The 15,213-nt window shown below is 63.3% G+C and carries 11 protein-coding genes; 4 read left to right on the forward strand and 7 right to left on the reverse strand.

The features are described from left to right. Window positions 1-170: 170 nt before the first annotated feature. Window positions 171-1,118 (forward strand): LysR family transcriptional regulator, encoded by a 948-nt coding sequence (locus tag C1878_RS09705; RefSeq protein ID WP_114601408.1) that lies wholly within the window; start codon window positions 171-173, stop codon window positions 1,116-1,118. A 63-nt stretch (window positions 1,119-1,181) separates the two neighbouring features. Here C1878_RS09705 and C1878_RS09710 read toward each other — a convergent pair whose 3' ends face one another. The 4 genes from C1878_RS09710 to C1878_RS09725 all read right to left on the reverse strand — a co-directional run bounded on the left by C1878_RS09710 (window position 1,182) and on the right by C1878_RS09725 (window position 8,119). Further along, window positions 1,182-2,702: an IMP dehydrogenase gene (locus C1878_RS09710; protein WP_114601409.1), complete on the reverse strand. Its 1,521-nt coding sequence runs from the start codon at window positions 2,700-2,702 to the stop codon at window positions 1,182-1,184. A gap of 282 nt (window positions 2,703-2,984) precedes the next feature. Next, complete coding sequence (locus C1878_RS09715) at window positions 2,985-4,376, reverse strand: sodium-dependent transporter (RefSeq protein WP_114601410.1); 1,392 nt, start codon at window positions 4,374-4,376, stop codon at window positions 2,985-2,987. 411 nt (window positions 4,377-4,787) lie between these two features. Continuing rightward, window positions 4,788-6,251 carry an aminopeptidase gene (locus C1878_RS09720; protein WP_114601411.1) on the reverse strand — a complete coding sequence of 488 codons (1,464 nt, stop codon included), beginning with the start codon at window positions 6,249-6,251 and terminating at the stop codon, window positions 4,788-4,790. 692 nt (window positions 6,252-6,943) lie between these two features. Further along, window positions 6,944-8,119, reverse strand: a complete 1,176-nt coding sequence (locus C1878_RS09725) for a PLAT/LH2 domain-containing protein (RefSeq protein WP_114601412.1) — start codon at window positions 8,117-8,119, stop codon at window positions 6,944-6,946. A gap of 152 nt (window positions 8,120-8,271) precedes the next feature. Between C1878_RS09725 and C1878_RS09730 the strand changes: the two genes are divergently transcribed. From C1878_RS09730 to C1878_RS09740, 3 genes are all read left to right on the forward strand, one after another. Then, on the forward strand, window positions 8,272-9,849 hold the full coding sequence (locus tag C1878_RS09730; protein WP_114601413.1) for a hypothetical protein: 1,578 nt from the start codon (window positions 8,272-8,274) through the stop codon (window positions 9,847-9,849). A gap of 180 nt (window positions 9,850-10,029) precedes the next feature. After that, complete coding sequence (gene ngr / locus C1878_RS09735) at window positions 10,030-10,638, forward strand: nigerythrin (RefSeq protein ID WP_114601414.1); 609 nt, start codon at window positions 10,030-10,032, stop codon at window positions 10,636-10,638. A gap of 161 nt (window positions 10,639-10,799) precedes the next feature. Then, entirely contained in the window at window positions 10,800-11,444 is a 645-nt protein-coding gene (locus tag C1878_RS09740; protein WP_241963694.1) for a carbonic anhydrase, read from the forward strand. 161 nt (window positions 11,445-11,605) lie between these two features. Here C1878_RS09740 and C1878_RS09745 read toward each other — a convergent pair whose 3' ends face one another. Genes C1878_RS09745 through C1878_RS09755 form a run of 3 tightly spaced genes read right to left on the reverse strand, consistent with a single transcriptional unit; the run spans window position 11,606 to window position 14,958 of the window. Continuing rightward, window positions 11,606-12,916, reverse strand: a complete 1,311-nt coding sequence (locus tag C1878_RS09745) for a S41 family peptidase (protein WP_158539783.1) — start codon at window positions 12,914-12,916, stop codon at window positions 11,606-11,608. A gap of 55 nt (window positions 12,917-12,971) precedes the next feature. Further along, window positions 12,972-13,502, reverse strand: coding sequence for a metallophosphoesterase family protein (locus C1878_RS09750; protein ID WP_114601416.1), 531 nt, complete (start codon window positions 13,500-13,502; stop codon window positions 12,972-12,974). A gap of 37 nt (window positions 13,503-13,539) precedes the next feature. Further along, window positions 13,540-14,958, reverse strand: coding sequence for a LuxR C-terminal-related transcriptional regulator (locus C1878_RS09755; protein WP_114601417.1), 1,419 nt, complete (start codon window positions 14,956-14,958; stop codon window positions 13,540-13,542). Window positions 14,959-15,213: the final 255 nt, after the last annotated feature.

Consider the following 15,213-nt stretch of genomic DNA (forward strand, 5'->3'; position numbering starts at 1 on the left):
CCGTCCCCGTATGGCCGGCCGAGTGATATCCCCCGCTTTCATACCGGCATCGTGAGGGCGACTTCGTCGGACGGACGGCAGAGCGCCCCGGCGAGGACATCCGGCTATCGGAACAGGCGATAACCGGGTACAATGACGACGACAAGCCCGGCGACCCAACGGAGCACCCCATGACCTTGCAGCAGCTGCGCTACCTCATTGCGATAGCCGAATACGGTTCCATCAACGCGGCGGCGCAGAACCTGTACGCCTCACAGTCGAACCTGTCCACGGCCATCAAGGAGCTGGAGCAGGAGCTGGGCATCACCGTGTTCACGCGCAGCAACCGCGGCGTCACGCTCACGAACGACGGCACGGAGCTTCTGGGCTACGCGCGCCAGGTCATCGAGCAGGCCGACATGCTGGAGCACCGTTACGCCACCGGCACCGACCAGCACCTGCGGCTCGCTGTCTCCACGCAGCATTACGCGTTCAGCGTGCAGGCGTTCGTGAACGTGGTGGAGCAATGCGAAGGGGACGACTACGAGTTCATCCTGCGCGAGAGCGCCACGGGCGAGATCATCGACGACGTGCGCACGTTCCGCAGCGAGGTGGGCGTGCTCTACACCGACGGCTTCAACCGCCGCGTGCTGCAGAAGGCGTTCGACGACGCCGACGTGGCCTACTCCCCCCTGTTCGACGCGCGCGTGCACGTGTTCGTGGGCGAGCATCACCCGCTGGCGGGCGCCCGGCTGCTGGCCCCGGAGGACCTGGAACCCTACCCGCGCTACTCGTTCGAGCAGGGCACGGCGAACTCGTTCTACTACTCCGAGGAGCCCCTGAGCTACCTGCCGCACGCGCGCAACATCCGCATCTCGGATCGCGGCACGCTCACCAACCTGCTGACCAGCCACAACGGCTACACCTTGTCCACCGGCGTGCTGTCGGCGGAAATGCAGTCGGGCATCGCCAGCATCCCGCTCGACGTGGACGAGCGCATGCAGGTGGGCTACATCATGCACAACGAGCGCCGCCCGAGCCCTCTGTTGCTGCGCTACATCGACGAGCTGCACGCCATCATCAAGGCCAACCCCGGGGTATCGGCGTTGCCGTCGCAGCAGGATGTCCAAACTTCTTGAAACGAAAAAGTGCCGCCCCATGAGAGGACGGCACTTTGCCCATTTGAAAACGCAAACCTCGGCTTAGTGAATGGTGTTGCTCACGTAGGGGGTCTTGTCCTTCAGCACCACGTCGTGCGCGCCGCCTTCCACGATGGACGTGGACGACACCACGGTGAGCTTCGCCTTCTGCTGCAACTCGGGAATCGTCAAGGCGCCGCAGTTGCACATGGTGGACTTCACCTTGGACAACGTGAGGTCCAGGTTGTCCTTGAGCGAGCCGGCGTAGGGCACGTAGCTGTCCACGCCCTCCTCGAACGACATGCTCTTCTTGTCGCCGCCCAAATCGTAGCGCTGCCAGTTGCGCGCGCGGGCCGAGCCCTCGCCCCAGTACTCCTTCATGTAAGAGCCGTTGATGTTCACCTTGTTCGTGGGGCTCTCGTCGAAGCGGGCGAAGTAGCGGCCCAGCATGACGAAGTCGGCGCCCATGGCCAGGGCCAGCGTGAGGTGATGGTCGTACACGATGCCGCCGTCGGAGCAGATGGGGATGTACACGCCCGTCTCCTCGAAGTACTCGTCGCGCGCCTTCGCCACCTCGATGGTCGCCGTGGCCTGGCCGCGGCCGATGCCCTTCTGCTCGCGCGTGATGCAGATGGAGCCGCCGCCGATGCCGATCTTGATGAAGTCGGCGCCCGCGTCGGCCAGAAAGCGGAAGCCCTCGGCGTCCACCACGTTGCCGGCGCCCACCTTCACGGAGTCGCCGTAATGCTCGCGGATCCACTCGATGGTGAACTTCTGCCAGGCGGAATAGCCCTCGGAGCTGTCGATGCACAGCACGTCGGCGCCGGCTTCCACCAGCGCCGGCACGCGCTCGGCGTAGTCGCGCGTGTTGATGCCCGCGCCCACCTGGTAGCGCTTATGGGAATCGAGCATCTCGTTGGGGTTGGATTTGTGAGAGTCGTAGTCCTTGCGGAACACCAGGTACATCAGATGGTCGGCGTCGTCCACGATGGGCAGCGAGTTCAGCTTGTTGTCCCAGATGATGTCGTTGGCAACCTTCAGGCTGGTGTCCATGGGCGCCACGATCATGCTCTCGCGCGGCGTCATGAAGTTCTCCACCTTCTCGTCCATGGACATGCGCGACAGGCGGTAGTCGCGGTCGGTGACCACGCCCACGAGCTTGCCGTGCGCCGAGCCGTCCTCGGTGACGGGCATGGTGGAGTGACCGTGCTCTTCTTTGAGAGCCACCACGTCGGCCAACGTCATGGAGGGCGAAAGGTTCGCGTCGCTTGTGACGAAGCCGGCCTTGTAGTCCTTCACGCGGGCGACCATGGCCGCCTGGTTCTCGATGGTCTGGGAGCCGAAGATGAACGACAGGCCGCCCTCGGTGGCCAATGCGATGGCCATGCCGTCGTCGGACACGGACTGCATGATGGCGGACACCATGGGAATGTTCAGCGAAATGGCCGGCTCCTCGCCGCGCTTGTACTTCACGAGCGGCGTTTTCAAGCTCACGTCCTGCGGGATGCACTCGGACGACGAGTAACCGGGAACAAGCAGGTACTCGTTGAACGTGCGGGACGGCTCTTCGAAATAGTAGGCCATGAACTCCTCCATCTGCGGTCGGCGCGGTCTGCGCGGGTGGGTGCGCGGATGCGATCGGCGCGGCCATAAGCCGCAGGCTCCCCCGTCAAGCATCCGTTGCTCAGGTGTTATCCGCTATTATAGCCACGGACACGGGGCGAACGGGAGGAATAGCGCCGAATGTGAAGAAATATTCGCGCGAGGCGGACGCTAGACGGGGCGTGGTTCCAACCGAGCTTCTTACCGACCCCATCCATAAAGATGGAAGAATCGGTTAGATTTGACGAAAAAGCACCCCTACCCCTACCCCATCCCCAACCACACCTGCACGATGGGCACGTAGCCGGCCACGAACACCGCCACGATGAGCACGGGCAGCGCAAAGCGCACGTATCCGCGCGCCCAACGAGGGAAGCGCGCGCCCTCGCCCGTGTCCGCCTCGGCCAGAAAGCCGTTCCAACCCCAACCGCGGCGCGTGGTGCAGAACAGCAGGAACACCAGCGCTCCCAACGGCAGCACGTTGTTCGACATGAGGAAGTCCTCGATAGCCTGGATGTTGCCGATTCCGGGAACCTCGAAGCCGGCCCACAGGTTGAACCCCAGCACGCACGGCAGCGACAGCAACGCCAACGCCACGCCGTTCACCAGACACGCCCTGTGGCGCGACATGCCCCACTGGTCCATGCTGAAGCTCATGATGTTCTCGAACACCGCGATGATGGTGGACAGGGCGGCAAAGCTCATGAACAGGAAGAACAGCGTGCCCCACAGCTGGCCGAACGGCATCTGGCCGAACACCGACGGCAACGTGATGAACACGAGTCCCGGGCCGCTGCCCGGCTCCACGCCGAAGGCGAAGCAAGCGGGGAAGATGATGAGGCCCGCCATAAGCGCCACGAGCGTGTCCAACCCCGCGATGCGCAGCGCCTCGCCCGTCAGGCGGTAGCGTTTGTCGATGTAGCTGCCGAAGATGGACATGGAGCCCACGCCCACCGACACCGTGAAGAACGCCTGCCCCATGGCGGCGAACACGGCGTCCACGAACGTGCCCCATCCGCCTTCGAACAGCTTCCCGAAGTCGGGCATCAGGTAGAACGCCAACCCCTCTTCGGCGCCCGGCAGCGTGATCGCGCGCACCACCAGCACGGCCAGGACGGCGAACAGCGCCACCATCATCACCTTCGTGATGCGCTCCACGCCGTTGCGCAGGCCCGCCCGCGTAACCAGCACGCCGATAAGCACCACCAGCAGCATGAACGCCCCCATCAAAAGCGGGTTTGCCAGCAGGCCGTTAAACACGCCCTCGACCGCCCCGGCGTCCAACCCTTCGAACGAGCCCATGCCGCTGAACACCATGAAGGCGAGCATCCACCCCGCCACCGTGGTGTAGAACATCATCAACAGGTAGTTGCCCGCAAGCGCCGCCCATTTGAACCGGTGCCACTTCGAGCCCGCCGGCTCCAGCTCGTCGAAGCTGCGCGCGACGCCCTTCTGGCTCGCGCGCCCCACGGCGAACTCCATCACCAGGATGGGCAGTGCGAACACCACCAGGAACAGCAGGTACATGAGCACGAACGCCGCGCCGCCGTACTGCCCCGTGATGTAGGGGAAGCGCCACACGTTCCCCAACCCGATGGCGCATCCTGCGCTGATCAGGATGAACCCGAATCGGGATCCGAATTTTTCTCGAGCCATGTCGCCTCGCTTTATGGAAAAGCGCCCTGCGTAGCCGCCAAGGGCGCGTGTGAGCAATGCGAGCAGTGTAACGGAAAACCCAAAAGCGGCCAACTGCGTATCATATGAAGGCAAGGTAACTGCGAACGGGCAGCGGAACCTTCGCAAACGACGTCCCCTTCCCGCAAGACGAGAAATTTCCAAAAATCGATCGGTTCTGCTAAAAAATGACGTGATTTTTTAGCAGAACTAGCCTTGTCGCCGCGTTTTTGCAATAGCCGGGAAGGCGCAGTCGCTCGCAGCGGCTCTCAAACCATACAGCTTTGCCCAAAACAAAGGGGGAGTCCGGAAAACGGGCTCCCCCTCCACGGCGCATCCGCGGTGGCTCGGTACGGCCGCGCCCCACATGAGCATACCGGCCGCTGGGCAGACCTACGCGTTCTTCAGAAACGCCTCGTAGCCCTTGAAGGCCTCGTAGATGTCGGCTTTGCTCGTGACTTCCCAGGGGGCGTGCATAGACAGCACGGGCACGCCTGAGTCGATGACGTCCATGCCGTACTTCGCGGGGATGTAGGCGATGGTACCGCCGCCGCCCACGTCGACCTTGCCCAACTCGGCCGTTTGGAACGACACGTCGGCGTCGTCCATGACGCGGCGGATGCGCGCCACGTACTCGGCGCTCGCGTCGTTGGAGCCGCTCTTGCCGCGCGAGCCCGTGTACTTGTTGAACACCAGGCCCCGTCCCAGGTAAGCGGAGTTTTTCGGCTCGAAGGCGGCCGCGTAGGCGGGGTCGAAACCGGCGGACACGTCGGAGGACAGCATGCTCGACGCCGCCAGCGCGCGGCGCAGCGGCAACGGGCCGCCCTCGCCGGCCAGCTCCATGATCTCGGCGACGGTATTCTCGAAGAACTGCGAGGCCATGCCCGTGGCTCCCACGCTGCCGATCTCTTCCTTGTCCACCAACACGGTGAGCAACGTAGTGGCGGGCACCTCGTCGGCCAGCGCCAGCTGGGCCGCGAGCGACGTGTAGGCGCACACGCGGTCGTCCTGCCCGTAACCGATGACCATGCTGCGGTCGAAGCCCAAATCGCGGGCGCGTCCGGCGGGCACGGCCTCGATCTCGGCCGACAGGAAGTCCTCTTCCTCGATGCCGTACTTGTCGGCCAGCAGCTTGAGGGCGAACGCCTTCACCGGCTCCTTCTCGGCCAGCTTCTCGTAAGCGGGCTTGTCGGCTTCGGCGTCGGCATCCTCCGCCTTCTCGGTGCCTTCGACCTCGTCCTTGTCGATGATCAGCGGGCGGTTGCCGAACAGGATGTCCAGGTCCTCGCCCTCCACGACCTCGTTGCCCTTCTTCTGCATCTGCTTGTTGGCCAGGTGCACCAAGAGATCGGTCACGCAGAACACGGGGTCGCCCGCGTCCTCGCCGATGTTGACCTCCACCACGGTCCCGTCCGTTTTGGCGATCACGCCGTGCAGCGCCAGCGGCAGCGTGACCCACTGGTAGTTCTTGATGCCGCCGTAATAATGTGTGTCCAGGTGCGCCAAACCGTTGCTCTCCGAGAACGGGTTCTGCTTGAGATCGAGGCGCGGCGAGTCGATGTGCGCACCCAGGATGTTCATGCCCTCCACAAGCGGAGCCTTGCCCAAGTGCGCCAGGATGAGCGCCTTGCCGTGCGCCTGCGCCCACACCTTGTCGCCCGCCTTGAGCACGCGGCCCTCGCGCACCGCTTCGTCGAGCGAGCGGTAGCCGCGCTCCTCGGCCAGCGCGATGGCCGTCGCGGCGCATTCTCGCTCCGTCTTGTTGTCGGAGATGAAGTCGACGTACTCGGCCGCAAGCTGCTCAAGCGACTCGAGGTCGGCCTCGTCGTACTTCTTCCATGCGGTTTCGTGTTCCATGCCGCTTCCTTTCGCATCGGGTGTGCAAATTTCTTTGATCGCGCCTATTATCCACCAAATATGTCGGCGGCACGGCGTTCGCTATCGTTTCTTTGCAAAGCAGAGCCCCCCGATTTGCCCACTATCCACAAGAATGTTGCAGCCGGGTTAGCACCAGAAAGAGTCGCTGGATCTCTCGATGCGAAAAACACCAGTTCATAGGCGTGAGAGTTTGCGAAGGGTGGTCAACGCCAGCCCATCCCCCGCGCCGCCGTCGTCGAACGGAGTCGGATCTGCAACAATCTGATGAAAAACGTGCTTTTCCCGAGCGCGAGCTTTCTTCGTTCATCGTGTACGATGCGCCTGCAACGGTCTGGATTGCAGATGAAAGACGGGAAGGCAATGAGCGAATGGCCATCGCAGCTTCAAGTCGTTAAGCCGCAAGACGGCGTTCCCGAACCCCTCCAGGGCCGATCGTCAAGCCACCGGCCCTAACGTGCGTTAGACTCGCCGTGGTCATGATTCGCATCGGCCCTGTTCATACATGGCGCTTCAGCGGCGAACCTTCCTTTTTCTTGCCAAGGCCCGCATCGCCGCACCGAGCGCAACCGACGATGCGAGCAGCAGGCAGGCCCACGCTGGCGCATTGACGGTATCGCCGGATTTCGGCATCGGGGAAAGGCCGTTGCCTTGATCGTTGCGGTCCTTGGTGCTCAGGACGTACGTCGAGGCGTGGCGATGGAAAAGGGTACGGTACGGTCGTTGTCGAGAACGGCGTCTTGATTGCACGACTCGAGCGCGTCGCTGCTTTCGTCGTAGTGGTACAGGAAGAATTTCTGCCGGGGCGCAAACGAGCCGAATCGTTCCAAGTTCGCGTGCACTTCGATCATGCCGGGAAGGGGTCCTTCGTGGGAGAACCGCACGCATGCGGCCGAACCGTCGGCGGCAAGATGGGAAACCCCCGCCTCTGTTGGGGTGAGCAGCGAGAAGCCGAGGCGCACGTCGCGTGTCGTATCGGTTATGTCCGCTCCCTTGAAAATCCACCGGAGCATCGACTGCGAGCCGTTCGCGCGCGCGTCGCCGTCGTCGAGCTTCATGTTCATGATGATGTTTTTGCCACTTTCCTTCAGATAGGCGAGCACGCTTTTGTCGAGGACGTCGGTCTTCTTGACGTCGAAGCTCACGTATTCTTGTTTCGAGCCCGCAAGCAAGTCGATGACCTTTTGCGCGTCCAGGAAGCCGTTTTGGTCGAAGCAGGCTTCGGTCTCCGTGCGAGTGACGTCGAAGTAGTACGTCTGCTTCTTTTCGAGCATGAACCCGATATCGAAGGTTACCGGCTCGGTGCCGTCGCGTCCATTCGCGTTCGAGACGGTGATGTATTCGGGGTACCAGTCGTCGCCGTCAAGGTAGACGGTCATCTCGTCGATCTGGCCGACGTTTTTATCGTACGTCATGCGGAAACGGTCGACGACGCCGTTCTCGAAAGCGGAGCTATCGCCGCCGCGGGCGTAGGACCACACGTTGCCGTCGCCAACGTTCATCGGCGGAACGAATACGGCCTTGTCCCCGCACAGATCAAAGAGGATGTTGGTATGCTCGGCGTCCCCGTTGTGCTTGTCCGCCGTCTTCACCTCGTGTTCGTAGAGAGGGGGCTCGTCGTCTTTACCGTCTATATAGACGCGGGCGTAGGCGGCCCCGCTCACCCACGTGCTCACGTTCTTGGCAGAGCCGAAATCCCCGATAATCCCCTCCGACAATCCAGTCTTCGATCCGCCGGATTGCCAATAGCACGTGAGGCTTCCGAGAAACCAGTTGCAGCTGTGCGAATCGCCGTCGAATTTGAACGAGAGCCACTGCAATTCCGCGGACGACACATCGCCCGGCAGCACGATTTCGGGAGTCGTGTTTTGCCCGAAATACAGGAAGTCGCTGATCTAATATGGCGAACCTCGAACTGGAATAGCGACCGATTCGAGAAAAAAGTTGCTGCTTTTAAGCTTTCCTCGCTATACTGGCCTCGCATCGAAACGGAGGGACGACCATGTCTGAGCCGAAGACGAACTTCGCCATGCTGTTGCGCTTGCTGGGAGCACGCCCGCGCGACGTGTGCGAAGCGGTGGGTGCCGACAAGAGCCTCGTGAGCCGATGGACGAACGGCAAACAGAAGCTGATGCCCGGTCATGGCTGGGTGGACAAAGTGGCCGACTACCTGCTGATGCTGGACGGGCGGCTGAAGGAGCCGGTGCTCTCCGAGGTGCTGGCGGCCTACTATCCCGAAGACGTGCTGGACACGCCGACGCTCCGGAAAGAGGCGTTGCTGGGATGGCTAACGACGGTGGGGCACCTTCCCGTCCAGCACCAACCGGGCGAGAACGGGCTTGTCGGCCTTATGATGGCGAAGGCGGCGCAGTTCGCAGCGTCGAAGGAAAGCCTTGATCCTGCACCGGCGCAAAAGAAACCGAACCAGCCGCTGCCCATGAGAAACGCCGTGGTATACGGCAAGGCAGGCGTGCAGGGCAGCGCTCTCCAGTTCATCGATCTGATCATGCAGCAAACCGAACCGCAGGACATCCTGTACGCGTGCCCCGAGGGGCTCGACATGTACACGCGCGACGAGAAGTTCGGTGCGGTGCTGATGGACCGCATGATGGAGATGTTCGCAGCGGGGCACACCCTTTCGGTCGTGCTGCGCACCGACTACAAGATGACCGACGTCTCGGCGTTCTCCGGACGGTGGCTCGTGGCCCATCTGCTGGGCTATGTGAAAAGCTACTACTTCGACGAGTTCCACAAGTCCTACGACGACAAGATGATGGCGGTGGTCGAGGGGCGCATGGCGATGAAGGTGGCGGACAGCAAGCAGGGCGATGACAGCGGAATCTACACCGCCATCTATTTCGACGGCCCCACGGTGGCCGAGGTGTGGGGGGAGTGCTCCGACTACCGAAAGCGCTCCAAACAGCGATTCCGCTACCACCTGTTCGAGCAGCCGGACGGGTATCTGCGCGGCGTCGTGCCGTTGCCCGACCGGGCGCATTACCGGTTCGCCCGGCTGCCCCATTTCGGGCTCGCGGGAATGGATCGCGCGCAGGAGGACTTCGGCCTGTCCGCAGAGGAGCGCGAACGGTTGCTGGAGGACTTCGGCCCGTTGTTCGTGCCGGTCGCGTTCTTCGAGGCGCAGGCTCCCGTGCGGCATCTGTATTGCGAAAACGACATCGAAGACGCGCTTTTGAAGAGCCGCCATGTGTGTCCCGAGCTTTCCACCATATGCGGGCGCAGGGTGATCATGGCGACCCAGGCGCTCGTGGACCAACTGGTGCTGATGAAAAGGGCGTTGGAGGAGCACAAAAACCTCGAGGTATGCTTCTTGCCCGACAACCAGTTCAAACGGCTTACCTTGCAGATCGTCTGCTGGGGCGACGTGGTCGCCATCGGCTGGATTGACAGAGGCAAGAGCACCGCCTGCAAGGACTACACGAACACCAACGCGCTCACCGGCTTCTGCGAATCTGTCTGGGACAGGATCCCCGGCATGCTGAAAGGCCGTTCCCTAGCGATCCGGAAGATCAACACGTGGCTGAAGAAAGCCAAGAAGTACGGGTATGCGGTGAACGGCTAAGGGCGGGCCCGTCGCAGCCCACGCACCCCTTTTCTCCGGCAAACTGTGAATGTTCAAAGGAGGCGCAAGCTAAATCGATTACCCTCTTGCATCAGGTCAGGCAAAGTCGTAAGATGATCTTATTGAGATTTATTCTTAATAAGAAGAGACGAGATCACCAACTAGAAGGAGACGGCCCACATGAAAGTGCGCGCGCAAATTCCCACCGCTGAAAACTCCACCAACTTCGATATCGTGTCCGACAGCTCCACCACCGTTGGCACCACGCTCGAGAACCTGAAGGCCGCCATCGGTGGCGAGACCGGCGCCTCCGCCAAGTACGCCGCGTTCGCGAAGGCCGCCAAGGAGCAGGGCTACGACCAGATCGCCCGCCTGTTCGAGGCCACCTCGGCCGCCGAGCAGATCCACATCGGACTCGAGTACGCCCTGGTCGTCGAGGCGGAGCCCGACTACGAGAAGCCCGCTGCCCCGGATTGCTCCGGCGAGGCCACAAACCTGAACCTCATCTCCGGCGCCTGCGGCGAGATCTACGAGACGTCCGACATGTACCCCTCCTTCATCAAGAAGGCCCAGGAAGAGGGCAACACGAAGGCCGTGCAGGTGTTCACCCGCGCGAAGCTGGCCGAGTCCGTGCACGCCGAGCGCTACCTGGCCGCGTACAACGACATCGACGCCGCCGACGACGACAAGTTCTACCTGTGCCCCATCTGCGGTTACATCCACAAGGGCGAGGACTTCGAGAAGTGCCCCATCTGCTTCTGCCCGAAGGCCACGTTCACCGCGTTCTAAGATCTGCCGAACACCCGCGTTCGCTTCCCACCGAACGCGTTTTCCCCGAAAGCGACCGCCGACCAGGCGGTCGCTTTCGCGTTTCGCGTACCGCCGCACTTACTTGGATGTTTCACGTGAAACATCCGTTCGTCCTTCGAGGGAAGCCGGCTTGCGCTACCATGGAACGAGCGGAAAACGAGGAAGGCGGCACCACCATGGAAGAGGCAAGCGAGACATCGACGGCAGAAGGCACCGCGCCATCCGGCGCATCCCCCACCATCGACGGCATCTTGGCGCACAACAGGGCGTTCGTGGAGCGCGGCGAGTACGAACGATACGCGACCGACAAGTACCCCGACAAGAAGCTGGCCGTGGTGTCGTGCATGGACACGCGGCTCACCGAGCTCCTGGCTGCGGCGCTCGGGCTGAAGAACGGCGATGCGAAGATCATCAAGGTGGCCGGTGCGGAGGTGGCGCATCCCTTCGGCAGCGTCATGCGTTCGCTGCTCATTGCCGTGTGCGAGCTGGGCGTGGAGGACGTCATGGTCGTGGCGCACACGAACTGCGGCGCGCAGCACATGAGCGGATCGGACATGATCGACAACATGCGGCGCTTGGACGTGTCGGAGGAACGCATCGAGTTCGCACGGCACTGCGGCATCGACTTCGACCGCTGGCTCGCCGGCTTCGGCGACACCGAGGAGTCCGTCCGCAAGAGCGTCGACCTGATACGCAACCACCCCGTCATGCCGCCCCACGTGCGCGTGGCCGGTTTCGTTATGGACTCCGTCACCGGCGAGCTGAAGCCAGTAGACGCACGGTAGCCAAACGCCCTCGTAAGGGCGGCCTGCTGGCCGCCCGGCGAGAGCACGATGCGCTCGCCGCACGTCCTGATCAAGGTTGCGATAGGCTTGCACCGGGGCGGGCTGCTGCCCGCCCTTACGGTTCTCGGCCGGCGCTGCCGGAACAAACCCGCAGCTCGCCCCTACCGCTCGACCAGGGCGGCTTCCAGCACAAGATCCCGCGTGCATTCTGCCGGGGTGAACGGCACGTGGACGTCCGGAGCGAGGCCTCGGCCGAGCGTGCCGCGACCTTCGTGGGCAGCCTCCGTCTTGGACATGGGGTACACCAGCGAGAACCGCTCGTCAAGCGCCACGGAAAGCAGGTTCGCGTAATCCAAGCTTCCCCGCGTCGCGCGACCGACGGTGCGCACCTTGCCGCAGCCCGCAGCCGCAGCCCGCTGCGCGATGGACGCCAAACGCTCGCCGGAACCGCTTGTTCGCACGTCCGTGAGCAACAGCGTTTTCTGACCCTCGGGTGCCGGAGGGAACAGCATGTCCTCCTCGAACTCCGCCTCCATCACGAACCCTTTGCCCGCGCAGGCGGCCACGTGCTCGATCTCCGCCTGCACCCAACCCTTGCCCGACGCGTCGCTCATATCCATGAGGTGCGCGAGCTGCATCGCGCGCATCCGGGCGTTGAGCTGGGAGTAACGCGCGTACACGATCTCCTGCCCCATGAGGTCCTTCAGGTTGACCTCCCGATCGAAGAACAGCGCCATCAATCCGAACGCGTTGCCGATCATGCCCTCCTCCACGTCGCGCACGTCGATTATCACGCGGTCGGCCCGCTGGATGTCGTCGAAATGCCGCTGCATCGCCTGAAGCACCGAAGCGTCCGCAAAATGGTGGGCCGTTATGACCGCCGCGCGCTCGCCGCCGGTCGGACCCGCCCCCTCAAGCACCTCGATCGTCGGAAGTCGCAGGCTTTCGGCAAAACTCGGCATCGGAAAGCGCCCAACGGGCATGCTCTCCTCGGATCCGTCGGCGCGGCGCACGGCCACGTTCGCGCACGAGGCCAGCACGTCGTCCCATAGCTGGCGTTCGGGATCTTCCCCGTTGACGGGGTTGTTTATCAGCCGGGCCAAGAATTCGTCGGGCTTGAGCCCGTCGAGCCCGACGATAGCGTCACCCGCCACGAGGCGATCGTCCTCGCGCACTTCGGTCGCATACAGGTCGTCGCCGTAGCGGCGCACCGAAAAACCGCACGTCGTAGGCCGCGCGTTTGACTTGCTCGAAGCCTCGAATACCAGGCTCGGATCCAGAAACCCCGCCAGATATTGGTTCACGCTTCTCACGAACGATTCATCGTCGACGCCTCCGGAGGCCTCGGCGGCTGCAATCGCCGCAATCCACTGCTGAGCGCTGTTGCGCGGCGCGCATTCGGGCTGACCCGCGTAATCTTCTTCGATGATCTGCGCTACCGTGCGCAAGATCGTCTCGTATTTCCCAGGCATACTTAACCTTTCATCGAGTTCGCATCGCCCCGCAGGGCCGCACGTCGGCATGCGCTCAGCGCGCCTCGCCCGCTTCCATGAGGATTTCGCCCGTGAGCGCCTCCACGCGCACGCTGTCCACGCGACCGTCGGACACGTCGAGCTTGGCGACGCAGCGCGGGAAACCGCCGCGAGGGCGGAACGCCGCTCCGGGGCATATGACGTACGTGGCGGGCCGGGCTTCGGGGCCGGTGATTATCTCGGGCACATGGGTGTGGCCGTGGACGCACACCTGCGGGATGGGATCGCCCGGCGCGAGCGCACCCGATCCGGCGAAGCTGATCTTCACGTCGCGCGGGTAATGGGCCACCAGAAAGCGCACGCCGTCGATGACGGGATGGGCGAACCGGCCGACCGCTTCGCCGTACTCGTCGAAGTCGTTGTTGCCGAGCACCGCCGTGACCGGAGCCAGCGTTTCCAGCTCGCGCAAAATGGCGGGGTTGCCGATGTCGCCCGCATGGATGATATGGTCGCTGTCGGCCAACGCCGCGTACGCCGCCTCCGACAGCTGTCCGTGCGTGTCCGAGATGATGCCGATAGTGGTCATGGCGGGGTGCCTTTCTCGCTTGAGCGGCGCATCTCCGTCACCGCTCAACCAGATCGATCAAATCTTGATGCGTATGGATATCTAGTTTGGCGTACACGTGCTTGACGTGCGCCTTCACGGTGTTTCGCGACACGACCAGCTGCTCCTGAATGTAGGCGCGGTCGCGTCCGCGCGCCAGCATCATGAACACTTCCCGCTCTCGCGGGCTCAGACCGTAACGCTCGGCAATCGCCTGGCAGCGCGCGGCGAACTCCTGCTGGGGAGACCGTGTCGCCGCTTCCTCCACCGGCGTGACGCCCGCGATGGTCTCGGCGAAGCTGAAGCGTTTGAGCCCGATGAGCGCGTAGCCCACGAACACGAGGATAAGAGCGCCCATCACCAAGGCGACCGACGGCGACTCGGCACCGAACAGGTCGTTCGACCACACGCCGAGCGCCGCGCCCGCTATGGACCCAAGGCCCGAAACGCCGCGGCCCCAGGCAAACGTCGCCACGGCGGCACGCGGGTTGCGCCCCGCCACGGCGATGAGCACGAGCCACGCCACCATGTCGAACAGCGCGTTTCCGGCCGCAAGCAGCGTCACGCTTCCCGCGGCCGCGTACGCGCCGCCCGACGACACCGCCAAAAAGCCCGCCACCACCAGCAGCACCGACACCTGCGCCAGCAGATCGGCCGGAAACGCCCGCCGTGACAGCAGCACGTACAGAGCCACCGCTGCCACGGGCACGATGCCCAGGAAATCGGACACCGGCACGCCGCCCACCTCGCCGAAGCGCAGTGAGTAGCCGAACGCCACGCGGAACAGGAACAGGCACACGAACAGCTGGCTGGCCAGCGGCAAGAACGTCGAAGGCTGGGTGACGGAGAAGTCGGCCGGGGCCTCGCCGCTTTCCGTAGCCTGCAGCACAGGCTGGGCTGTTCGCCATACCAGCGCCACCGTGACGAACGGTAGCAGCGTGAACAGCACCGTGCCCATACCCGTCGGGATCACCCAGACCAGTGCCGTGGCCGCGTACTCCGCCACGAACGCCAGCGCGATGCACACGCCCGCCTGGCGCACCTCCAAGTGCGAGGCGGCAACGCCCACCATCACGATGATCCACCCCCTGCCGACCGACAAGGCGCACGCAGCCGCTGTGAGCGCAACCGCGTTGCCGCCGTACAGTCCTACCGGCAGCAGCCCTGCACCAGCGACAAGCAGCGCAAGACATGCCGCCGTAAGCGCCCGAACATGCAAAAGCGAAGGCCGAAACGTGGCCACGAGACCGACGGCGATGAGCGTGACGGCGTTGGCAAGCACGGAAACGTCGCGCGCGTAGGTGAACACCGCATCGAAGCGCGGAAACACCACCGCGTTCATAAGCGACGTGATGAGCAGCACGCACGCCAGCGCGGCGCAAGCCCGCCAGAACGCGGGCGCGAGCCAAGACGAAGACAGTGTTGGGGAATCGACCATTGCCGCCATTGTAGCACGGAGCACATCGTGCTGGCCGCAACGCCAACAGGGGAAATCCCCCCTGCGCAAGGTCGGTTGGGTATGCGCGCAACATATCGGCAAGGTTCGCACGGCGAAGGTGCAAGAATCGGGTTATAGGCCAAAACTTGTACCCAAATTGAGGTCATAAAGCCTGACCAGCGTTCGATAATTTGTCTCTACAGTTGAATCGCATCAACTGCGCACTCGGTCAAAACGTGTACCCTAAATGCTCTT

Source organism: Gordonibacter sp. 28C, from assembly GCF_003339845.1.
Lineage (GTDB): Bacteria > Actinomycetota > Coriobacteriia > Coriobacteriales > Eggerthellaceae > Gordonibacter.

Coding starts and splice junctions, on each gene's coding strand:
- ngr (WP_114601414.1), top strand. CDS start 10,030: ATGAAAGTGCGCGCGCAAATTCCCACCGCTGAAAACTCCACCAACTTC.
- C1878_RS09745 (WP_158539783.1), bottom strand. CDS start 12,916: ATGCCTGGGAAATACGAGACGATCTTGCGCACGGTAGCGCAGATCATC.
- C1878_RS09715 (WP_114601410.1), bottom strand. CDS start 4,376: ATGGCTCGAGAAAAATTCGGATCCCGATTCGGGTTCATCCTGATCAGC.
- C1878_RS09730 (WP_114601413.1), top strand. CDS start 8,272: ATGTCTGAGCCGAAGACGAACTTCGCCATGCTGTTGCGCTTGCTGGGA.
- C1878_RS09705 (WP_114601408.1), top strand. CDS start 171: ATGACCTTGCAGCAGCTGCGCTACCTCATTGCGATAGCCGAATACGGT.
- C1878_RS09710 (WP_114601409.1), bottom strand. CDS start 2,702: ATGGCCTACTATTTCGAAGAGCCGTCCCGCACGTTCAACGAGTACCTG.
- C1878_RS09740 (WP_241963694.1), top strand. CDS start 10,800: ATGGAACGAGCGGAAAACGAGGAAGGCGGCACCACCATGGAAGAGGCA.
- C1878_RS09755 (WP_114601417.1), bottom strand. CDS start 14,958: ATGGTCGATTCCCCAACACTGTCTTCGTCTTGGCTCGCGCCCGCGTTC.
- C1878_RS09720 (WP_114601411.1), bottom strand. CDS start 6,251: ATGGAACACGAAACCGCATGGAAGAAGTACGACGAGGCCGACCTCGAG.
- C1878_RS09750 (WP_114601416.1), bottom strand. CDS start 13,502: ATGACCACTATCGGCATCATCTCGGACACGCACGGACAGCTGTCGGAG.